This is a genomic window from Idiomarina fontislapidosi (assembly GCF_003226255.1).
In the GTDB taxonomy this organism is placed as follows: domain Bacteria; phylum Pseudomonadota; class Gammaproteobacteria; order Enterobacterales; family Alteromonadaceae; genus Idiomarina; species Idiomarina fontislapidosi.
The window spans coordinates 43,285-66,609 of record NZ_QJST01000010.1; the positions used below are offsets into that span (position 1 = coordinate 43,285).

16 protein-coding genes are annotated in these 23,325 nt (G+C 48.5%); 4 read left to right on the forward strand and 12 right to left on the reverse strand.

Going from position 1 to position 23,325, the window contains the following annotated elements:
* The first annotated feature begins 230 nt into the window (after nucleotides 1-230).
* A complete protein-coding gene (locus DFP83_RS10455; RefSeq protein ID WP_241971629.1) occupies nucleotides 231-713 on the forward strand; it encodes a hypothetical protein in 483 nt (160 codons plus the stop codon).
* A 33-nt stretch (nucleotides 714-746) separates the two neighbouring features.
* On the opposite strand, the gene DFP83_RS10460 is transcribed toward DFP83_RS10455, so the two are convergent.
* Complete coding sequence (locus tag DFP83_RS10460; protein WP_110575467.1) at nucleotides 747-1,391, reverse strand: SDR family oxidoreductase; 645 nt, start codon at nucleotides 1,389-1,391, stop codon at nucleotides 747-749.
* A gap of 148 nt (nucleotides 1,392-1,539) precedes the next feature.
* Here DFP83_RS10460 and DFP83_RS10465 point away from each other — a divergent pair, with 148 nt between their 5' ends.
* Entirely contained in the window at nucleotides 1,540-2,568 is a 1,029-nt protein-coding gene (locus DFP83_RS10465) for a phospholipase A (RefSeq protein WP_110575469.1), read from the forward strand.
* Here the strand turns inward: DFP83_RS10465 and DFP83_RS10470 are convergent.
* A complete protein-coding gene (locus tag DFP83_RS10470) occupies nucleotides 2,565-3,116 on the reverse strand; it encodes a DUF1415 domain-containing protein (RefSeq protein WP_110575471.1) in 552 nt (183 codons plus the stop codon). The genes DFP83_RS10465 and DFP83_RS10470 overlap by 4 nt on opposite strands.
* Nucleotides 3,117-3,134: 18 nt before the next feature.
* Between DFP83_RS10470 and DFP83_RS10475 the strand changes: the two genes are divergently transcribed.
* On the forward strand, nucleotides 3,135-3,593 hold the full coding sequence (locus DFP83_RS10475; protein ID WP_110575473.1) for a methyltransferase family protein: 459 nt from the start codon (nucleotides 3,135-3,137) through the stop codon (nucleotides 3,591-3,593).
* Here DFP83_RS10475 and yjjG read toward each other — a convergent pair whose 3' ends face one another.
* The 8 genes from yjjG to recC all read right to left on the reverse strand — a co-directional run bounded on the left by yjjG (nucleotide 3,594) and on the right by recC (nucleotide 20,469).
* On the reverse strand, nucleotides 3,594-4,271 hold the full coding sequence (gene yjjG / locus DFP83_RS10480) for a pyrimidine 5'-nucleotidase (RefSeq protein WP_110575475.1): 678 nt from the start codon (nucleotides 4,269-4,271) through the stop codon (nucleotides 3,594-3,596).
* A 9-nt stretch (nucleotides 4,272-4,280) separates the two neighbouring features.
* Entirely contained in the window at nucleotides 4,281-4,793 is a 513-nt protein-coding gene (locus DFP83_RS10485) for a DUF2937 family protein (RefSeq protein WP_110575477.1), read from the reverse strand.
* Nucleotides 4,793-5,395: a uracil-DNA glycosylase family protein gene (locus DFP83_RS10490; RefSeq protein ID WP_110575479.1), complete on the reverse strand. Its 603-nt coding sequence runs from the start codon at nucleotides 5,393-5,395 to the stop codon at nucleotides 4,793-4,795. The genes DFP83_RS10485 and DFP83_RS10490 overlap by 1 nt, the downstream gene beginning before the upstream one ends.
* A gap of 64 nt (nucleotides 5,396-5,459) precedes the next feature.
* A complete protein-coding gene (locus DFP83_RS10495; protein WP_110575481.1) occupies nucleotides 5,460-6,242 on the reverse strand; it encodes a ferredoxin--NADP reductase in 783 nt (260 codons plus the stop codon).
* Between the two features lie 187 nt (nucleotides 6,243-6,429).
* Nucleotides 6,430-11,334, reverse strand: a complete 4,905-nt coding sequence (locus tag DFP83_RS10500; RefSeq protein ID WP_110575483.1) for a diguanylate cyclase — start codon at nucleotides 11,332-11,334, stop codon at nucleotides 6,430-6,432.
* Nucleotides 11,335-11,427: 93 nt separating this feature from the next.
* Nucleotides 11,428-13,341 carry an exodeoxyribonuclease V subunit alpha gene (recD, locus tag DFP83_RS10505; protein ID WP_241971628.1) on the reverse strand — a complete coding sequence of 638 codons (1,914 nt, stop codon included), beginning with the start codon at nucleotides 13,339-13,341 and terminating at the stop codon, nucleotides 11,428-11,430.
* Nucleotides 13,328-17,020, reverse strand: a complete 3,693-nt coding sequence (gene recB, locus DFP83_RS10510; RefSeq protein ID WP_110575491.1) for an exodeoxyribonuclease V subunit beta — start codon at nucleotides 17,018-17,020, stop codon at nucleotides 13,328-13,330. The genes recD and recB overlap by 14 nt, the downstream gene beginning before the upstream one ends.
* Nucleotides 17,020-20,469, reverse strand: coding sequence for an exodeoxyribonuclease V subunit gamma (recC, locus tag DFP83_RS10515; RefSeq protein WP_110575493.1), 3,450 nt, complete (start codon nucleotides 20,467-20,469; stop codon nucleotides 17,020-17,022). Before recC ends, recB begins: the two co-directional genes overlap by 1 nt.
* A 183-nt stretch (nucleotides 20,470-20,652) precedes the next feature.
* Between recC and DFP83_RS10520 the strand changes: the two genes are divergently transcribed.
* Complete coding sequence (locus tag DFP83_RS10520; protein WP_110575495.1) at nucleotides 20,653-21,741, forward strand: sensor domain-containing diguanylate cyclase; 1,089 nt, start codon at nucleotides 20,653-20,655, stop codon at nucleotides 21,739-21,741.
* Here the strand turns inward: DFP83_RS10520 and DFP83_RS10525 are convergent.
* Entirely contained in the window at nucleotides 21,738-22,505 is a 768-nt protein-coding gene (locus DFP83_RS10525) for a tetratricopeptide repeat protein (protein ID WP_110575498.1), read from the reverse strand. The two genes, DFP83_RS10520 and DFP83_RS10525, sit on opposite strands and share 4 nt — an antisense overlap.
* Nucleotide 22,506: 1 nt before the next feature.
* Nucleotides 22,507-23,262 carry a DUF2306 domain-containing protein gene (locus tag DFP83_RS10530; protein WP_110575500.1) on the reverse strand — a complete coding sequence of 252 codons (756 nt, stop codon included), beginning with the start codon at nucleotides 23,260-23,262 and terminating at the stop codon, nucleotides 22,507-22,509.
* Nucleotides 23,263-23,325: the final 63 nt, after the last annotated feature.

Below are 23,325 nucleotides of genomic sequence, written 5' to 3' on the forward strand. Positions count from 1 at the left end.
GAAATATTTATTGAAACTAATGACTCAAATTTTTTGATAGACGCGTTTGGATTCCCAAGAGAGGTACTCAAGTTACCTGGAATGATCGAACAAAATAAAAACTCGAGAGTGGACGTTGATAAAGCCTGATGCTATCAGGCCATAGCGCTTTATCATTTTCATGTAAAGAACGCACTAAAAGCCGATAAATTGCGTATACTCAATCAATAGGGACTTGTTTGGAGTGTATTATGCGCAACGCCTTTTCTCGACGTTCGGCCTGGCTCACGACGGCTGTTATGCTTTTGGGGCTAACGGCTTGTTCCTCGAAACCCTCGACCGTTATGATCGGCGAGGCACGTCCTGCAATCAACGTCGACGCTGTCAAGCTCTATCTAAAAGAACCCGCGCAATACGATACGATCGCACTTGTATCGGTATCCAGCGATGGTAGTTGGAGTTTTGGTGATCAAGCGCAAATGGATGCGGTTGTACAACGACTGAAGGAACAGGCGGCTAAACTGGGCGCCAATGGCATATTGTTACAGACCACGGGCGAAAAACGTGATAATTCTGTTTACGTAGGAACAGGGATTGGCAGTTATTCAGGCAATGTAGGGCTTAGCGTTCAATTAGGACGGCTTTTTGGGCTCACCGATAAAACCGCTGAAGGCGTCGCCATTTATGTCCCCAATAGCGCATCAGAGAAAGAGCACCAAGAAAAACAGGATTAGCGTGCGCCACAACTGGGCACACGCCACGCGCCGTTAAATACGTTTAACAGCCGCCTCGACACCATGCTCGCCCGTGAGCGCATCAAAGTGCTTACCAATCGTGTTGTCTGCATCCAAGCAACGAATGAGAATTCTCGCCACATCCTCTCTGGCGATCGTGCCGCGACCTAAGTTCTCAGCCAGCTCGATTTTTTCTTCCCCTGGCTCATCTGTTAAACCGCCAGGACGAACAATAGTCCAATCAAGTTCGCTACGCATCAGCTCTTTGTCGGCGTAGTGTTTGGCGACATAGTATGGCAGCAAATCCTCATTCCAATTTTCGCGATTGTGCGCCTGTAACGCACTCACGAGAATAAACCGATCGGCAGCAACTGCGTGCGCGGCTTCCATTGTTTTAACCGCGCCATCCAAATCAACCATCAGTGTTTTATCATCACCTGTGGCGCCACCTGAGCCGGCTGTAAAAATCACAGCATCAATATCTTCAAAGGCTTTTTCGATGGCACTCACAGGACCTTCTAAATCCAACAGGCGCGCATCAACGCCTTGGTCTTTCCAACCATCCACTTGCGCTTGTTTGCGCACCATCGCGACAACTGGATGAGTTTTAGCTTGTTGCAACTGCTCGACCACGTGTGTACCAATTTTTCCGTTCGCACCTACTACTGCAACTTTCATAACGTCTCCAGATTAAATAAAAATACGAATTTATAAAAGGGTTACGAAAAAGTCGTGTTAAGAGTTCATGATACGGAGGGATCTGAGTGGACATTTAGATGCGTATTAGTCATGATTTATTACATTCAATTATATAGGATTTGCTGTCATGCCTCGTCGTATCTTTATACCGCTTACCTTTTCGGCGGCGTGCCTTGCGTCCACCGCTCAAGCACAAGATCTCTCTGCCATGCAGCAGTGTCTCCTCGACGCGATGAATAAAGAAAACGCCTCTGTGACCATTGCCGAAGTACGTCAGCAATGTACCGAGAAGTTGCGAGAAGAGGATGATCAAGACGTCGTAAAAATTGACGAAGTGAAAGAGCCTGGGGCGCTCACTAAGCGCATGCAAAGTGAAAAAGTCACAGAGTTCGACCCCTACGTGTTAACCCCTCACCGCCGTAACTATATTTTACCCGTTTGGGGAACAACAGATATCAATACGGCTCCGTATCAAACGTTTGAAGGTTATGAAGATAACTTAGAGGAATACGAAGCCAAACTTCAGCTCAGCTTTAAAGTACCTGTCAATAAAGAGAGCTTGTTAATTGAGGGCGATAAGCTATTTTTTGGCTTTACCATGCAGTCTTGGTGGCAGGTCTACGCCAGCAATATCTCTAAACCGTTTCGCGAGACCAACTACCAACCCGAAGTGTTCTACACCACACCGACAGGTTGGCACCCATTCGGTACTAATACCGGGTTAGCAATCGGTATCGAGCATTTATCAAATGGTCGCAGCCAAGCTCTCTCGCGCAGTTGGAATCGTGCCTACGTGCAGTTTGTCGCTGAAAAGGGCCCTTTTGTTTTCAGTCTTAAACCATGGATTCGCTTTCAAGAGGATGCGAAGACCGATCCAATGCAATCGTCGGGAGATGACAACCCCAATATCACCGATTATATCGGCGATTATGAGTTCTCGGTTGCTGCCAATATTGATGACTTCGAGTATACGTTAAACCTACGTCACGCCATCGAAACAGGTCGTGGTTCAGCTGAGTTTAATTTTACCTTTCCGCTATGGGGTAAATTTATTGGCTACACCAGCCTCTTTACGGGCTACGGCGAGAGTTTAATTGATTACAACCATAAACAAACCCGTCTGGGTGTGGGTATTGCACTCAATAACGTGCTCTAACCTTTTCCAGCAGTGATTGTCGCCAGTTGCTGAGCAAAGTACTCGGCACCTCGGCGACGACAGTACTCAATATTACGCTCGGGAATTTTTTCAGGGTGTTCAAATTGCTCCAACGCCTCTTCCATCATATGTTCACGTAGAAGGTGCAAAACCGGGTAAGGCGAGCGGTTGGTATAGTTTTCTGGGTCACTTTGTTTAGCATCAGCAAAGCAATAATCAGGATGAAAGTGGGCTAATTGAAACTCACCGGCGAAGCCTTGCAATTCAAGCAGTTCATTCGCCTGGTCAAGCAAATCTAAAAAGTCGTAAAACCCTTCGACGCCGTTAGGTACAATCAATAATGTGGTCGCTATTGCGCTCTGCTCCTGTAACGTCAATAACTCATGATTGAGAGCCTCAAGCTGACTAAGGCGGTCCTGCTCTGGCACAACACAATAACGAACCCGTTGCGCCTCGACTTCTGGACGCGCGAAAGGACAAAAATTGAACTTAACCACAACCTCTTGTACCCAACGTCGGGTTTGGTCAATAATGACGTGCTGTTCCATCGTTGATCATCCTAAATTATGAAAGCACTTGAGCTCAAAGTACCCCCACTATTACTGGTCATTTTGATCGCCGCGCTAATGTATGTATGCGCTTTGCTATTTCCCTCGGTCCAATTTGGCTGGGTGCCGACTTGGGTCCGTATCACATTATTGGCCATCGGCTTTTTGCTGCCGTTACTCGGCTGGTTGGCTTTTAGTAAAGCAAAAACCACCGTGGATCCCCGCGTACCTCATCAATCGAGCGCTTTAGTGACGTCAGGGATCTATCGCTGGACTCGCAACCCGATGTACCTTGGCTTCCTGATTATTCTATTTACTTGGGGCCTATCCCTGCAGAATATGGCAGCACTGCTAGGCTTACCGGTATATATGTTCTATATGAACCTATTTCAAATTCGCCCCGAAGAGCGCCAACTCGAGAACCGCTTTGGCGACACCTATGTCGACTATAAAAAGCGCGTCGGCCGTTGGTGGTAACTAAGCGACTAGATCAATTAATTCACTCAAATGCCGAATAGTATGGTTGGGGCTGACTTCATCGGGACAGGGTGCCTCATGCTCATTGAGCCAACACGTGTGCCAACCAGCGCGTTGCCCGCCGAGTATATCCGAATGCGGATTATCTCCAACCATTAAGATCCGATGGGCAGGAACGTCCTCAGAGATGTATTCACGATGGGTATGATGGAAAATCTCTGGGTGCGGCTTCGCCACGCCAAGTGCCTCAGAAACAACGACAAAGTCAAAGTACTGCTCAAGTTGGTGCGCTACTAGGCGTTCTTGTTGAAGCTCAACAAAACCATTCGTGATGATGCCCATCCCCACCTTTTTATCGAGCGAGTTCAACATTGCCTCGGTACCGTCTAGAGTCGAGGAGATACTGCCCATCTGCGCCATAAACTGACGATTAAGCTCCATTGATGACACACCTAAACGCGCTTCCCAATCGACAAAACGGCGCGCCTTGATGTCTGCTGCGGAGATTTCACCTCGTTGAAAGGCGTCCCATAACGGTGCATTAACCTCTTTAAAACGCTGAAAGTGCGCTTCGGTAAAGTCGACCTCGTAAGACTGTAACAGCTGAGTCAGACCGCGCTTAGCATCAAATCTAAATAACGTTTCATCAGCATCAAACACCACCCAATCATACGACATTACTTCCTCCTAGTGCGCCACCGTCCGACGTTTTCTGAGCGGCCATAATAACAAGCTCAACAACAAATCGGCTAGCAAACTAACGATTAATCCGACCGCGACCGCCATTACAAGTGCTTCAGGCGTCAGCCGAACGGCATAATCATAACGCGCCCAAGCCTCACTGCGTATGTCGACTACAGGTGATAAGAACGTTGTTTGATAGCGCTGCCAATGGCCTTGCTGGTATTGATTCCAAGCCGATTGTAATGTCTGATAGCGCTGATAAATGCTTTCGATACTCTCGCCACCATCAATAAACACGGGGTCATCTGAGGCTCGATAGTAATCAATAAGACGTTCAATAGAGCCGTCGAAATAGCGATCAGCTTCCTGTTGAAACTCGGCCACGCTGGCTTTTGCTTCGTTCAGGTGGGCATATACGGCGTCGCCATACTGGTCAACAAACTGGGGGACTTGGATGCCTATCATGGCTGCGACGAAAAAGCATATCAAGCGTCCATAAGCTGCTAATCTTTTCATTATTGAGCGCCTCGGTATTGCGCAATTTGCGCCTTCAACTCGGGTAGCACCTCATCTTCAAACCAGCGGTTTTTGGCAAGCCAGCGGTTATTGCGTGGACTCGGATGAGGTAAGGGCAGTATGCCGTGTTCGAGCCAAGCTCGCCAATTTTTTACACGTTCAGTGAGTGTCCGCTCGGGTTTAATAGCGGGTAACCGTTGACCATGCCACTGCTGAGCATATTGCCCTATCGCCAAGGTCAGCCGTAAATGGGGAAGTTGAGCGAGTAATTGTTCGCGCCACGCATCGGCACATTCCGCTCGGGGCGGCGCATCGCCCGATGCTGTCGTACCTGGGTAGCAAAAGCCCATGGGTAAAATAGCAAACTGACAGGCATCGTAAAAATCGGGTTTATCAACACCTAGCCAAGACCGTAATCGTTCGCCACTGGGGTCATCGAAAGGTTTCCCGGATCGGTGTACACGAATACCGGGCGCTTGGCCCGCGATAAGAATACGTGCGCTGGGATGAAACTGAATGACAGGTCGCGCTCCTAAGGGTAATTCAGGCTCGCATAACGTGCAGTGACGCACTTCGTCTACGGTGGTTTGCCACGCCTTCATAACAGACTCCTTAACTCCAGCCGTTCTGTTAGCGTGGCAAACTTGGTGCCTTGATGCAATGCGTTTACTTTTCGATAAACGCTTGCTCAATCACATAACTGCCTTGTCTACGTGATGTCGCTTTACTAAAGCCTCGCTCGTTCAAGATAGCCATTAAGTCCTGCAGCATGGCGTCATTTCCGCACAACATAAAACGGTCATGCTCCGGATCAATATCAGGTAAACTTAACTTGCGCGTAAGTGTATTCGACTCAAGTAACTCGGTGATGCGTTTTTGATGGTCTTCATCGCGAAATGGTTCACGTGTGACCGTAGGGTAGTAGCGTAGCTTTTCCTTAACCCAATCACCAAAGAACTCATTATTAGGCAAGTCTTCGCCAATTTCTTTTTGGTAAGCAAGCTCCGATACGTAACGCACACCGTGCACCAACACCACCTGCTCGTACTGTTCGTAAATATCAGGGTCTTTAATTACGCTCATAAAAGGCGCTAAACCGGTCCCAGTAGACAGCAAGTACAAACGTTTGCCGGGTAGTAAATGACCCGGCACAAGCGTGCCTGTCGGACGCGTCGACATAATAACTTCGTCACCAACTTCAATATGTTGCAAACGTGAAGTGAGTGCACCATCGGGTACTTTGATACTGAAAAACTCCAGTTCATCTTCATAGTTTGCACTGGCAATACTGTAAGCACGTAACAAAGGCTTATCGTCGACCTCTAAGCCAATCATCACAAACTGCCCATTTTCAAAGGTGAATGAGCGCTGTCGAGTGGTTTTGAAGCTAAAGAGTGTATCGTTCCAATGACGTACTTGAGTGACTTTTTCTGCAATGGTACTGCGCATGGCGACTCCTAAATCACTGTTTAAATCATGAACAGGTTAACATAGGATAATCTAAATGAGAATTTTTTTCATTTAGTATTGCAAATGAGAATAGATTGCATATAATTAAATTGCACTTCACGTTAGTTAGCTGTGTGAGCAGTTGTCGTACGGTGTTTCGAATTACAGGCGCGAAACACCGTACGGCTCACTTTTCTAATTCAACATGACACACTCGGTTTTTACCAAGCGACTTCGCGCGATAGAGCGCACGGTCGGCACGGTTCAAAATCGATTCAAATTGAGTATCTTTCGGCTCAAACTGCGAAATTCCCATACTGACCGTGTAATCGACTTCTTCACCACTGTGTTTGATCGAATCAAGTTCAATAGCTTTGCGTAGGCGTTCAGCAATGGCTAAGACCTGTGAAAAGTCTGCCTCACGGATAAGTAATGCAAACTCCTCACCGCCAATCCTTGCTGCGACGTCGTTGATACGTATTGCATGATTAAACTGCTCAGCCATCGCCTTGAGCACCTCATCGCCAGCACTATGACCGTAATGGTCGTTAATAACTTTAAACGAATCAATATCCATCATAACAACCGCTGCTTGATGACCTTGGCGCTTGTACACATCAAAACTTTGCCGTAATTCGTTCATAAAGAAACGGCGATTCGGCAATTGAGTCAGCGCGTCGGTATTGGCAAGGTGCTGCAACTGCTGTCTTACTTTGTCATGAGATGCCATCTCGGCATCAGCAAAGCGCATACGCATCTCGGCCTCAGCGCGCGCTTCGCCCTCGCGAGCCAATGCTCGCATTAAATCAAGATTGCGAATCGAAATCGCAGCTTGCGCCGCGATAAACTCCACAATCGGCATCTGCCGCTCATTGAATGCGTAACGGTTGCGGCTATGTTCTAGGTACAGTACGCCAATCAAATCCCCCAAGTAGACCAAAGGCACGCTAACTGCTGAGCCAGAAAAGTCATTGATATGATTATTCTTGATATCCTCAGCGCGGTTATGCCAACTCCGGTTTATTAGCGTGTGTTCGTTGATGTGCTGAAGCTTTTTCACTTTTGCCACATGTCTGATCATTGCGGTCGGTAGGTTATTGACCTGATCCAACGCGACGCTGGGTTCAAAGTATTTCTCAAGATTATGTTCGACATCCATGACGAGTTTAAGCTCATCATCCTCGCATAACATGAGGGCAAGTCGCTGTGCGCCGGTTTGCCTCACTAGAATACGGGATACCTCAGATACAAGGCGATCGTGCTCGGTAAATGCTGAAAGCGCTTGAGCGATCTCGATCACCGCATCCATGCTCATTGAGTAACCCGTTGAATGGGGTTTACGCTCGCTATCATTCATTACCTCGATCGCGTCCCAACGCTCCATCACGTGATGCCGCTGTGATGAATACACCGCTGCGAACCCAGGATGACCTTTACTTTGCCAATAATGTTCAGCGCGCGTCGCAATTATCGCAGCGGTTTGCCACTGACCTTGCTTCTGAGCAAGCCGCAATGCTCTGTCATAGTGACCGAGTGTTTGCTCCATCTCATCCTTACAGCGAGCTTGCTCCGCGCGCATTAGCGCCAACCAATGCTGAAAATTATCAGACTGCCATACCGTCCAAGTGCTGTAACGCTCAATGGCAATATTAAGAGGTCCGTCATCAAGTTGCTCAAGCTGGCTCAATGCTAATATGCGTAACCCAGGCCAATGCGCCATGGGAAGTAAACCTTGTACTGACGTATGCTCAATGTAGCGTTCACCGAGCTCAAGTGCTTTTTGTACCACCATTCGCTCGTTGCCAACTAAACCTTCGATCAGTCGCATGCAACCCAAAATGGCAAGTACTTGATGGTTATTATTTACGGTTGCTTGGGCAACATGCTGCTCAAAGTTACCGCGGAAGTGACCGATACCACTCAATCGATACATCACCCCGAGCGCACCTGTCATCAGGTCAATACCCCAGGTATTGCCACGCTGCTTGGCGTACTCAAGATAATGTTCAACGCGCGGTACTAGCTCAGAAAGCGGTTCACCAGATAAAAATCGGCAATAGGTATCATGACCAAAGCCATAAACAGCATATTGCAAGTTGCCCGACTGTTGACCACACCGGTAGGCAGCCATGTAATCATCGCTCGCAATTCTCTGCGCCTTAAACCAATGGCTGAGTGAGCTTCCCATCATAAGAAAGCCCATACTTTGAGCACTCATATCACCACGTTTTCGTGTTAATGACTCAGTGACCCGATACAGTGATTTAATCGGCGCGCTATCGGCAAGCCCATGATTTACAAGTAACCCACCGAGTGCTGGAAAGGTGTACCCTGCGGCACCATTTGCACCGTAAGTGACCATCAACTTGAACTGAGCGATAACGACACTCGACCACAGCCGAGGAAAAGCACGATAGCAAGGGGGTCCAACGGCTATCAGTAACGCTAAGATCGCGCGTTGGGTGTCATCTTCAAGCACTGGTAAGTGCTCTAAGTCGTCATATGAACGTTCCGACACGGCGTCCGCGACCATCTCTTTTAAAGAGGATGTGTTGAGCTCAGCTTCCTCTGGAAGACCTAAATCAAAAAGTGCCAGTCCCTCGCGAGCAAGCTTAACCGCCTTTTCATAATCTGCACTTAATGTCGCTTGCTGCACCCATTTTGTATACAAACTGGCTTTGTTAAGTAACGAATCGGTATTGCCAATCGCTTGCTGAACAAAGTATTCCGCTCGTTCAAAATTCGAGTTGAGATATTCAAGCTCACCTCGTTCAGAATATAACGCATAGGCCAAATCGGGATCGGCCTGCCACAGTGTCTCGAGACATGGATTATCGTGCATGCCTTGCCGTAAGATAGTTAAGGCTTCAGCAAAGGCACCTGCCGATGATGCTTTCTTGGCGGCATGCACCACCAAGAGTAAAAAGGCGCGCTGCTCAGCAGCACTTTTTATAAAGTGTTTGCCGCGATATAGATGATTAACGATGCGGATGGAGCGCGCTTCCGCTTGCGCCTGAGCTTGCTGAATGAGTTGCATGCCAAGCTGATAATGGACCTTGGCTCGGCTCATACTATCAAGGATGCGATGAGCAACTTCTTGTACGCGATCATGAATAAATCTAAACGTCATGCTCGACTCGTCGAGCGTCAGCGACCTTATTCCAGCCTCAACAACGACAAACTCCTCATTAATAGCTGGCAACAGCTGTTCCAACACTGTATCGGTCGATTGATCCGTGAGGTTCGCCAACGACTTAACATCAAAACGTACCCCGATACAGGCAGCCTGTGCCAGTAGATTCTGGACATCGCTTGGCAGTAACCGAAAACGGAGCTCGATAACTGAGAAAATGTCATCAATTTCATCCAAATCGTTAATCGCATCCATTTGCCAATGCCAGCCCGTCTCGGCTCGATACGACAACAGTCCTTTTTGCCCAAGTGTTTTTAACAGCTGCCACACCATGAAGGGATTGCCACGGCTGTGTTTATGTAACCAATAGGCCAACTGTTGAAACTGTTTGTTCTCATGCTGAACTTTTTCAGCAAGTAACAGCGAAATATCATCAACGGATAGCTCATCTAGCTTAATATGCTTAATTGGTACAAAGTTCGCGCGTTCGATCTCCTGCATCGCAATACTCAGTGGATGACCGCTATCCACCTCATTTTCGCGTAATGACCCAATGAACAATACAGGTGCCTTACTCGGCTGGGTCAAAATCCATTCGAGCAACTCGACGGATGCTTGGTCTGCCCATTGTAAGTCATCCAAAAAGATAACCAGTAAACGATTGGCGCGTTCAAACACCGATAGAAAGCGGCGGATAGTTTCGCCAACACGTTGTTTTAGCTCTGATGCCGGCAGATTTACCTGCTGAGCTGAGCTATCAAGATCAGCAAAACCAAGGCTGTCTTTTATGTCGGGCGCCCAATTTAAAAATGTCGATAAGTAGTCAGACAGCACTTCAGATAGCCAAGTCCGCCATTGTTCTCGTTGGACTGTCGGCATTTGTTCGAAATAGCCAGCTAAAGATTCAATCGCCGAAAGCCACCCCATGTATGGAACACCACTCGTCGAGTGCTCATATTTACCAGAGATAAAAAAAGCATCATCCGCTGTCATTTGTGGGTAAAGACTGCGCACTAAAGATGTTTTACCAGCACCCGAGCGACCGTAAATAAATACACCCTGAATCCCGCCATCGCGACTCATGCTGTACTTTTTATCAAGTTGCCTAAGTGGGTTGTCTCGACCATACAACGATCCAATCCGCTCGATCTCACTCGCGAAGCCCAATCGAGAAATGCTGTTGATATCATCCTTGCGCTGACCTAACACGACCTGACGCACAGTGCCGAGATCACTGAGTAATTCATCAACGTTGCGATAACGTTGATACGGCTGCTTCGCTAAGAGTCGAGACACGACCTCGGACAACACCTTGGGTAACTCAACGTTAATTTGATCTAACCGTGCGGGCGTCGCCACTAAATGTTGATGCACCAAGCCGCCGCTTGTGTCTGCATCAAACGGGTACTTTCTAGCAAACCAATAAAATAACACCACGCCTAAGCTGTAAAAGTCACAACGAAAGTCGCCCACCGCTTGTGAACGTCCAGTTAACTCTGGAGCAATCGACTTTAGCGAAGTTGGGTTATGTGGCAGAGGAAACCAAGGGGTATGAATGAACCTAATCTTTGTCGCTGCCGACAAGTCGGTCACGATGACATGCTCATCAGTGACATATAACGCACTCGGATTCATCGTCCGCTGAATGAGCCCGTGCTGGTGTGTATGCTTCAGCGCATTGACGATACGCTCGGCAACAGAAATCGCATCGATCAAATTATCCCAGTTAAGCTCATCCAACCAAACGCCTTTAGGCAAAGCAAGTCCATATTGCTCGCCCGCATCATGGAACAATTTAGGATTCACGACCTTTTGCCAGCGTCGATCGTTGATTAAACGCCCTTGCGCGAGAGCATCGGAATCCGGTTCAACACGTTTTAACCATAGTGAGTAATGACTCGTTTGTTCGACGCAATCAAAAAAAATGTGCTCGTCGAGCTTTCGTGTTGAGTGTGGCATTCGTGACGGAGGTCCTTTTGTCTAGGTTCCCTAAATATAGGTAAAGAAACGTATCTTTACATTAGAATCTTTACAAATACGATAAGAATCGACTCAACGATTAATTTTTTTTGATACAGCGTCCAACAAAACGGATTTACGACTGACTACCAAGGTCAATTGCTTTTTCGCACGCGTAACACCGGTATACAAAAGTTCTTTGGTGAGCACAGGCGAATCATGCTGTGGACTGACAAGTACAGCATGCGCAAACTCAGATCCCTGAGACTTGTGGACCGTCATTACATACACCGTCTCGACATGGTTCAGCCGACTCGGCAACACCCATTTTACTTTTCCGTTCACATCAAAAAAGGCGACGCGTAATTGACCGGTTTCTGGCATCCTAAAGGTCACGCCAATGTCCCCATTATTTAGCCGTAAACCATAATCGTTCTTGGTGACCATCACCGGCCGTCCTTCATACCAGCGCTCTGAATCGACCCCTAGCACATCAGCAACATAACGATTCAACGCATGGGCACCCCAAGGTCCGTTACGCAAGCCCGTCAGCAGTTGAAATGCCCCATAAGCATGCAATACCGCGGCGGCATCTCGTTGTTCCGGAGGCGCATTACGCCAAGTTTTAAGAGCGCTCAAATACTGTGAAAAACCATTTTTTATTAACGCGTCAAACCGGCTTTCAGTATCATTCTCCAACATCAGCCAATTCACAGTGCCATGTCCACTACCTTCGGCTTGTGTCGACATCAGACGCGCAAGTGTCTGTGTATCTTGCCGATTGATGGCGTTAGCGACTTCCGCTATTGCCTGCTCAAAACGTCGGGTTTGGCGCAACATGACCACATGTTGCAAGCGCTTGGGACCTTGCTCATCATAATATTCCGTCAGCAACGCTCGTTGCTCAGGGGTATGAGTTAGACTATCGATTGTAGAGGACCAATAACGTCCATTTTCTGCGCCCTCGCACAAATTACCTAACACAGCGCCAGCCTCAACCGAAGCAAGTTGATCTTTGTCACCCAACAATACCAACTGCGCATCAGCCGGCGTTGCCTGCAGTAACGCTGTCATCATCTCGATGTCCAGCATCGAAGCTTCATCAATCACGATCAAATCGGCGCGAATTGGGTTTTTATCATGATGTCTATAACGTCTCGAATGAGCGATGACACCGAGCAATTTATGAACAGTCGATGCCTCAACCTGAATGTTTGCCAACAACGCCTTTAACTCAGCAGGCAGCTTGTCGTTAAGCTCAGATAGCGCTTGGTTAATCGACTCACTGAGTCGCGCAGCCGCTTTACCGGTTGGGGCTGCCAACTTAATGCGCAACGCACGCCCGTGTGTCTGCTGAAACTGCTGCTGTAGCACAACAAGCAACCGAACAACGGTATAGGTTTTTCCTGTACCGGGTCCGCCTGTGATAACACTAAAACCACTTCTTGCAGCGTTCGCGCATGCCATACGCTGCCAGTTCAGTGGCGCGTCGTCTGCGTCGAACAGTGCATCCAAGGTTTTATTGAGTGCGTTATCATCAACCTTGAAACTGGTTTCCATGCGTCTTTCAAGGTTTGCACTATTGTACTGTTCACAATACCAATACCGGCGCAGATACAAACGCTCACCCTCATGCTGGCTCACTAACACGAGTGGACTACTTTGCGAATCCTTGCCCTGCAGAGTCACTGATGATTGCCAACTTGTATCAAACACGTTGAGCTGATTGAGCAGTTCGGTAGGCGATGTAACAGTGTAAGGACGACCCGACGGCGGCAATGCTAAACACCGCTCAGGTGAATTTTTCAGCTCATCTAGCTTGAGTGACGTCAAGCCGCGCCCAGCTTGATGAGACGTTAACATCGCCAGCGCCAGCATGGCAGGGTGAGTCTCGCCGCTACGCAATAAGAAATCGATCATGGCGCGATCCACAGCACGTATCCACTGATGCTCGAACCACTCATCGGCAACAGTGCGAAGATAACTGAGTGCTTCATGCGACATCATGGCTCTCCTTTCCATCAAACATGGCATCCAGTTCAGCAATCAAAGCGTATGGAGGACGCGCCCGGTAGACGCCTCCGGTCTCTGCGTGATTACCTCGTAAGAATAAATAAGCAATACCCCCCATGTGCGTATCGTAATCATAATCGGTGCCTAGTCGCTGCCTAAGCTGACGATGCAGCGCTAACGTATAGAGCACATATTGCACATCATAGCGACTTGCCAAGATTTTCTCGGTCATCGCGACCGCGCTGTAATCGTCATCAGACACTCCGAGCCAGTTGGACTTGTAGTCGACAACAAAGTACTGCCCTTGATGCTCGAACACCAAGTCGATGAATCCTTTTAGCATGCCATTAAGTTGAGCGCCTTCAAGGTTGGGTCGCGTATGCCCCGAATGAATATGCCGTTGTATTAGTTGATCGAGCTTCACTGCTTGCAGTTCAGATACAGGCAGCCAAAACTCAGGTTCAGCTTTGTAAACTTCTAGTTCAGTCAACGCGATGGCCGGCAGACTGTCGCTAAATCTCATTGGTAGCGCAAGATAATGCATCAGCCAATGCTTGAGCATGTCTCGATATTCGTCCCAGGCTTCGCCGCGAAGCGCTTGTTGAATAATTTCATCCACCTGTTGTGGTTCCGCCACAACGTTAGAGAAGCCTGTAATAGCGCACTGTTCAAGCACATTATGCAGTAATGTGCCCGGCGTAGCTCCCTTGGGGAAACGATGTAAGTGACTTGGCAAATAGCTCAATGGGTCAGCATCCAGCGTCTCCTCACCCCTACGAGAACCCGCTTCTTCTAAAAGATTCATTTCTACTGCCGTTTGGGGACCAGAATGCAAATAATCATTACTCGCCTGATAACGTAAAGCGCTGTAACTCGATACCCACCAGCGGTCGAGCAACTGGGTTCTTGGCATTTCCCGTGCGACCAATGTGGTGTGCTGACGCGCTTGCTCACGCAGCGCTTCAAAAGTCTCGTCCTGCTCTAAACGCGAAACCACACTCACACCCGGTTTGTCCCATGCTTCACTCGTGGCTTGATACAACGTATCAGACAACGCGCCTTCACCTAACAAGTAGGCCAATGGGTTATGCTCAAATTGGCCAACATTTTCTAGCGTGATAAAGGTCGCGTGTTGAGCGCGTGTGACTGCAACATAGAGCTTGCGCAGATCCTCTGCTAGAAGCTCATCGATCACACGTGCTTTAGCCGGATCATCCTTTGACCATAAAACTTGAACATCGCCCTGCTCGTCGTGATATGTCATGGGTGGCTTTACGCGATGCTGCTCTTGCGGGGTATAGGTTACGAACGGTAAAAAAACCAAGGGGTACTGCAAGCCCTTCGATTTATGAATAGTGATGACTTTAACGAGATCGTCGTCACTCTCAAGCCTGAGTTGTTGCTCGTCCCGCTGAGTTCGCCTGTTCGCACCAAAGCTTTGTCGCTCGTAGACCTTTTCAGCAAAGTCATTCACGAGTGCGGCCATGCCTTCAAGCGCCATGCTGGTTTGCTGAAGCAGCTCAGCAATATGCAGCGCATCAGCAAGCTTGCGTTCGCCATTAATCTTATCTTGTAGCAGCGTCGCTGGCACTTGGAAGTGGTGCATCAGCCTGTGTAACATCGCAAGTACGCCCTGACTTCGCCATACCTCATGAAACGCAATGAAGGTATCAACGATTTTCTCCCAGGTGTTTTCATCATCATGTAAGCGAATTAACTCCGCCAACGATAAATTGAGTAACGGTGCCGCCACCGCCGTTTTGAGTGCGCTGGCATTTCGTGGCGCAGCACAGGCTTTAAGAATATAGAGTAAATCACGTGCAACTGGCTGAGCATAAACAGACTCGCGCTCGGATAGATAAACACTTTTCACGCCGCGCGCGGCCAAAGCAGTTCGAATCGCATCGGCTTCGGCAAAGTTGTTCACCAAAATAGCCATATCCTTTGCGCTAACGCGCTCATCAAGCGCATCCTGTTCATTGTAATATCCGGCTTCTGGGTCATTGAGTAAGTCGACGATCAATTGCGCATGGTGGGCTGCAAGGTGATTAAAAGCATCGCTCTTTTTACGCTTTTGTTGCTCACTAACACTGCAGTAAAGCGCAGGCGCCGGGGCCAATTGCTGACTTCGCAAACGATGCTTGAAGGTTGTCTTTACACCATTCGCCGAGACAGGTTCAAACGGTAGCTCATTTTTATCCGACTGTTTAAATAAGAACGCACCGCGTTCGAACTGCTCTGCGCGCTCAAACAGATGATTGACAGCATCAACCATTTGCGTCGATGAACGAAAATTTGTGGCTAAGCTATAATGACGCCCTTCGGTATCTCGGCGCGCTTTTAAATAGGTAAAAATGTCAGCGTTTCGGAAGCTATAAATAGCTTGCTTGGGGTCACCGATTAAGAAAATACCAGTATCTGGTAGCGGGTCTTTAAGTCGATATATGCGATTAAAAATTTCGTACTGAACAGGGTCGGTATCTTGAAACTCATCCACAAGCGCGATGGGATATTGTTGCCTAATGGTTGCAGCAAGTTGTTCGCCATCAGGACCGCGCAACGCATCCCTCAGTCGTGTCAGCATATCGTCATGGTTCATCTCAGCGCGCTGATTTTGTAACGCTGTGAAACGTGCTTTCACCCACTGTGTGGCATGATCGTTAATCAGTTCGTCAAACCCGCGTTTAACTTGGTGAATGCGCTCAAACTGCGCGGTGAATTGAACAACCGCCTGCCAGTGTGCGGGAAGCTCCGCGCCCCCGAGCTTTTTTTCGTAAAGCGTATGCAGGTCCTTTTCACCGATCGTACGCCAGTTGGCGTCGGTAAATTTCACATCGGTTTCTGCATCACTGTTACACCAATCAGCAAACTTCTGAATCTGCTTAGTTTTTTGCGCAACCCCAGCCACACCATCGAGATCGGCAAGAACATTCTCAAACTCGGGACCGGCATCTTGCTTCAATACCTTCAACTCGTTTTGGTAGCGCTCCGCTTCCATTTGCAGACGCGCTGCAATGTCGTCACCGTCACCCGTATGTTGACGTTCACCAACACGCGAAAGCTGCGCCATAATTTTTTCTGGCGTATCGAATACCGCAAGTAAAGCCGCCTGAGTGGCACTATCACTTTGGTAAATAAACCGACGGAAATAATCTTCAGCCGCTTGACGACGTAACTCTTCATCGTCGGTCTCAACGTTTTGCGTAAACAAACTCCCGCTGGCAAACGCATGTTCTTTTAACATTGACTGACACCAACCATGAATCGTCTTAACCGCGGCTTCATCCATCGATTCCGATGCCAGCTCAAGCAACCGAGCCAAATAATTAAGTGATTCTCCTTGCGATTCGCACGCGTGCCTTAGCTGCGTGAGAAACGGATCCGCAGATTGACTTTCAACGTTACGAAAATAACGTGCTGCCTCAGCAAGACGCGCACGAATACGATCACTGAGTTCTTCCGTTGCTGCCTTGGTAAACGTCATAACCAGAATATTGCGCGGCAATAACGGGGATTCCAACGGTGTGCCTGCGTCGCTTTCAGCACGCATGCCGATCACCAGGCGCACATAGAGCGCCGCAATCGTATAGGTCTTACCGGTACCCGCACTTGCTTCGATGAGCCGGCTGCCGAATAGCGGAAAATCTAACGGATTTTGTAATACCTGACTCATTATTTCTTACCCCCCTGTTGAGCCACAAATTCAAACATCGGGCGGTAAAGGTTATCGATGAATGCCATAAAATGGGGGTTCTCTCGAATTTCATCAAATGAGGTCGCTGCGCGTGCACAATATTCGGCTGTCTCTAGTAGCGGCCTACGTTGCGAAGAACCTACCTCATAGTATTCGCGTGCTGCGGCATCCGCCGCGGCTGCGTTGTCTTCTTTACTAATAGCCTTCAAGTAGATGCGCGCCAAATCGAGGTGCATTGCAATCGGCTCGCGATACGCCTGAGCGATTAACTGTGTCAGCGCATCAAGCTGAAAATTCACCACATTAGGTTCAATAGGCGGCAGCTTAAAGTGACAACCACCCCGTGAAACGATATGCGTCACTGTGGGTTGCCGTCGGTTTAGCAACAAATGACCGACATAATAAGGTGCAAAATGTTTCCATCCACTGTCCGTAATATCTTCCGCCTTTTTCGCCGCAACTTGACTCGCCGTCGTGATAATCCAAGCACACTGTCCCGTGTCATCCCAGTGCAAACCTTCAAGACCTTCTTCGACTGTAATCTGGTTGAAGGTCGCATCAAGCCAGTAAGGTATCGTGTCCTGCCGGGTATAGCCATCTGCAACGATACGGTATGTTGCGAGAATATCCTCAACCTGCTGTTCAATATGACGTTGATGACGCTCGGCAATCGCCGAGGTACCCAGCGCCCCCTCACGACGGATACGAGCAAGCTCATCGTCGATCGCCTGTTCTGGCTCATGACTCTGGCGCACAGCCTCCCGCGCCTTATCGACGACACGCTGTATCAGCTTCCACTCGGTTAACGCATCCAACTGAAACGCCTCTCGATCGGCCGTTTCATCTGCATCAACCGAGAAATACGTTTCTAACCGAGTGTTAAAAAATAGCCGTGCCGGCTCCTGCACAAAGCGCTTAACATCGTTAAGGTTGACCGTCCGCTCAGCGCTTTCGTCTGCCTGCACTATCCCTTGCGCTAATGAAGAGGGGAGCGAAGTGGCATCGTGAGCTTGTGCCCACTCGCTTGCATAAGAAAAAACACGCGTGTCGTTATCAAAATAGGCCCGATTAAATGGCTGTAGTTTATGAGCCCACGTATGCTCGGCGAAATCCGTGCGCCAGCCTTGTTGTATGTGTTCACGCAATTGAGCCACCAATACTGACGGTGTGCGCTCACTATTATCGCGTGCACTGAAGCCAACCCAACTCACATAAAACACATCACGCGCAGATAGCAGTGCTTCAAGAAACAAGTAGCGATCGTCATCTCGACGCGAACGGTCACCCGGTCGGTAACGCGATGCCATCAAATCAAAGTCAATCTGGCTCGTATTACGGGGGTAATCGCTTTCGTTCATGCCCAGTACAGCCACAAATTTAAATGGAATCGCCCGCATCGGCATCAGTGTTGCAAAGTTCACAGCCCCCGCTAAAAAACGTTGATTTAAACTGTGCTCATCGACACGTGCTAGCCAAGATTCGCGGAACAGTGCAATCGTGAGTTCGGTTGCGTTATCCGCCTCATCAACATGTTCTGCGACCTGATAAAGCTGCTCCACCACCTGATTCTTAAGCAGCGCATCACCCGGTTCTTCTGTTTCGAAGAACGTCTCAACCAGCCATTCTGCAACAGGTACCCAATCGTTATAACTACGCGGTTCTCTAGCGCGCTCCCACCAAAGGTCCAATTGCTCGACAAAATAGCTAAAGCGACCCACTAAATCCGCGCCTAAGCCGCCGATATCGGCATAAGGAGCAATGTTTTGCCAGTCACTATCAAGCTCGGCATACCCCACACTGTAGCCGGCCATCATACGTTTTATCGCAAACCACCAGCTATTCGTTTCATCATCCTCAGGCATAAAAAACTGGCTACGATGCTCGGCACTTAAGCCCCAGCGTCCACCCGATTCATTCATCCAAACCCGCAGTTGCTCGATATCGTCATCATCGATATCAAATCGTCGTTGTATTGCGGGGGTGCTCAGTAACGTCAGCATATCCGTTTGGGTGAACCTTAACTGATCGCTTGAGAGCAACAGCTCGAGGGCAATAAGCAAAGGCGCCCTATGTCGCGACGTTTGGTCAGCAATTGTGTAAGGAATCGCACGCGTGTCTTGGCTATCTCCGCTGCGTGCATAGCGACCAAACACCGCATCAATATAAGGTGCATAGGTATCAACATCGGGGAGCATCACCATCACGTCTCTGGGTTTCAACTCCGGATCAGCGGCAAACGCAGCGAGTAACCGGTCGTGTAGTACTTCAACCTCGCGCTGAGGACTATGGCATATATGAAACTGAACCGAGTGGTCGTGTTCAGAGAGTGGCGCCCATGCTTGTTGAGTTTCATGCAAAGGACGTAAGTTAAGTATGTCGTCTTGTAACTGTCCCAATGCGTGTTCGGTTGCATGCGGCTCGAATAACTCCAACATCATGTTGCCCAACGCCGACTTTTTTTGTACCGATTCGTCGTACAAATCGAGTAGACGAATGTAATCTCGCCCCTGTTTCCCCCACGATGCGAGCAACGGATGTGCTAGCTGGTGCAGCTCTTCGTCGCTCCAGTCGAGCGGCATACCAGGCTTGTGCGCTAAACGCGACTTTGCTTTTACAACTTGTTTTAACTGCTCTTTGCCATCAACGATATCCGCCCAGTAAAATTTCGACGGGTTATGTACACACAACACAACTTGACTGACATGTTTAAGCGCATCCAGTACTTCTAGCATCTGTTGTGGCAAAGACGATATGCCGAATACCATGATACGAGGGGGAATACCGACCGGACGTTGATTCAATGCACGGGCTGACTTGATAAATTGCTGATGCAAGGTTGCTCGGTTGTTCCAAAGGTGCTCCACACCAATATCGTGAGCGACACGGCGCCACAGCTCTGGCTGCCACGCCTGCTCCTGGGCGATCGGCTCGTCACGGTCCAATACATCCTGTCCGTTTAACCAACTATCAAGCCAGTCGGCGCGATAAATTGCGTATTGATCAAATAGGTCAGCGAGCCGCTCACTTAATTGATACAGCTTGCGGTTATCGAGGTCATCGGAGATGTAGTTCTTTAACGGTGTAAAACGCGTGTCTTGCTCAATAATATCAGGTAACAAGCGCAACAAACGCCAGCTCAAGCGTGCTTTATCAAAGGGCGAAGTTCGCGGAATGTCGTCTCCGAGCACAGCGCGATAAGCTTGCCACTGGAATCGCGCCGGAAGCGTCACATCAATCATCGAGGCAATGCCTGCATGTTGCGCAAGGTTGATTTTTAACCATTGTGCGATGCCGTTACTTTGCACCAAAATGGATTCTTGTTCGAGTGGAGCAAGCGGAAACCGCTCAATGAAACTCACCGCAATATCGGTCAAGTCCTCTAATCGGTGACTATGTGCAACGATGAAACCAGGCGCTTGCTCAGCCAAACTAAACTCCTTTTACCCAATACTGTTAGACGAGACTCTGCTGTGCCTATCCTAGGTCACTTGACGGTTAATCGACAGTGCTTTTATCAGGCCTCTCGTAGATTCGACGGAAAAATGATGATTTTTAGTGCAACTTTAGTAATCTTAGGGCAGTGTTAAGTAAATACAAAGACTCAATAACTCATGTCAGCATTTGATCAGTTGCTCTCGAGGCTTTCGACCCGCTTGATTAATAGCCAAGGTTCAGAAACATCCGAATGTGTTTCTGAGGTCATTGCTGCCTATGGTGAATACTGCCACGCCGATAGATGCTATATCTTTGAGTTTAATGAAGATATCTCGACAATGTCGAATACTTTCGAATGGGTGCGTGAAGGGTTCTCCCGTCATATCGATGATTTACAAAATATCCAAGAGCAGGACTTACCTTATTTCTTCAAAACAATGCAGATCGACTTTCGGTTTGTCTGTCCAGATGTGTCTCAGCTGCCGGACGACGCCAGCGCCGAACGTGAAGAATTCGAGCGCGAACACATTAAGTCGGTTTTATGCATTGGTTTGGTTGCCAAGGGACGCATTCTGGGCTTTGTCGGCTGTGATAAAGTACGTCAGCAGCATGACTGGACCGAGGAGGACGTTCAACACCTCAGCCTTATCGCTAACATGATCGCCAATACTATTGAGCGCGAACGCACCCATTCAGCACTTCTTGAAACCAAGCGTGCGCTTGAGTTAGCGAATCAACAATTGACTCAGCAAGCCAACATCGATGGTTTAACGGGCGTCGCTAACCGCCGTGCTCTTGATGAACGAATGGCTTTAGAGATAAGGCGAGCGAAGCGACAAAAGACTGGCATCGCGATGCTCTTGCTCGATATTGATGACTTCAAGGCTTACAACGATCACTTCGGGCATTTAGCAGGCGATGACGCGCTCAAGGCAGTGAGTGAATGTTTAGCGCAACGCGTAAAGCGTAGTACTGACTTCGTTGCGCGATATGGGGGTGAAGAGTTCGCCATCCTCTTGTCTGTCGCTCATGCCAGTGATGCATTAAAAATGGCCAATGAGATCAATGACAACATTCATCAAATGGCAATCCATCACCCAAAATCTCAATGCTCAAATGTACTCACGGTCAGTATTGGCGGTTACTATGAGCCACCGAGCTTTGATATCGAGGTCGTTGAGGCAAGCAATCGTCTAATAAAACATGCGGATACCGCGCTATATCGTGCCAAACTTGCGGGTCGCAATTGTATCCGTTTCTTTTAATCTCGGTCGAGAAGTGCTTGCCACATCTCAGCTAAGGCCTGTTCTTCATGGTCTTCACGCGCCTCGGCTAACAACTGGAATTCGTCTACAGCCCCCTGTTTTAAATATAATTGTGCGAGTCGAACACGCGCCCAAGCAGCACTGGGTAGTGAGCTGTCGCTGTTATCAATCATCGCAAGATAGGTATTCATCGCACTGATCCCTTCAGGCACGCGCAAACCCGAGAAAACACTCGTGCGAGCGAACTGGTAATGTCCCATTAACCGTTCTGACACATCGTTGCCTGACCTCATATCTTGGAACAGTTCGAAAGCTTGTTCCCACTTTTGCTCCTCGAATAGCACCAGGCCGTGTTGAAGCTGAAATTGATAGTTTGTTGGAGAGCGAAGGTAACTCTGTTTGATTAACTCACGCGCATGCTCTTCGCCCCCTCCAACAATGGCGGGCGCATTGCGATAATACGTTACCAGCCCCATGACAAAAGTCGCATTATTGGGTTCTAGTTCAACCGCTTTTTTAAACGCCTCCAGCGACTCGGTTGCGTAACTAAACGCACTGAAGAAGCTATTGCTTGCTTGAGTTGCCATCACGCGACCATGCCAAAACCATGCCGTGGCGTCTGTTGGGTTATCTATAATTTGCTGTCTTGAAATCACCTCTGCTTGGTCAAACTGTTCGAGCGTTAAAAGTTTCTCAATCTCGGTAGTCTGCGCAATCGCCAAGTGACTGAATAACAGTGTGAAGAGTAGTATTATGACCTTCATCTCATGCGCCTCGGCGTGTCTTAAGGTGTTGATACTTTTTGCTGTAGAAATAAATTGCTACGCCACCTAACACACCCGGCATCATCCAAAAGAGTAGCTGCCATTGCCCAATATGCGTCAGTGCATGCCGAGCACCAAAGGCAAAGAACGCCGTATAAACAGCAATGCCCGAGCCGCACATCGAACTTAAATGCTCGATTATCCAGCGGTTACCGACCACGCGTTTAGCAAATATGTACGAGAGCATTTGATAACCATTCACTATGCCCAGTGCCGCAAAGATAAAATGAAGGTAAGGACTCACCAACGCATGCTGGGACATCATTACGCCCTGTACCAATAACACCAATGCCACAGCAATCAGCAGTAACGGCATCGCTACATAATGCCACTGCCGCAACGGTGCTCTGTCGGCTTTTGTTTGCAATACGCGGTTAGCATGATGAATTGAGGTAAAGGTCAACAACGATAAAAACAACAGTAGCGTCCAGAACATTCTTACCGTTGCAAGCGTGTTCTCTGGCGATGCAGACTGCGCAATTAACTGCCCTTTGAAGTAAGTCGGTGCGACAAGCACCATTGTCGACATCACCAACGCAGAAACGGCTAGGATGTACATCGTGTAAGTGTAGAAACGCCCATACTTGCGATGATTAAGGCTCCCTTTACGAGCCACCATCGGAATCACAAACAGGACCATCGCCAGCGCGCCAGCAATAATATGTATATATAAAAGAAAAGTGTGTAAGTGCAACATGCGTGTTCTCCGTCAGTTCACTAACCGTAAGCGTATGTAATTTCAATCCGGCTTGTGAGTGAC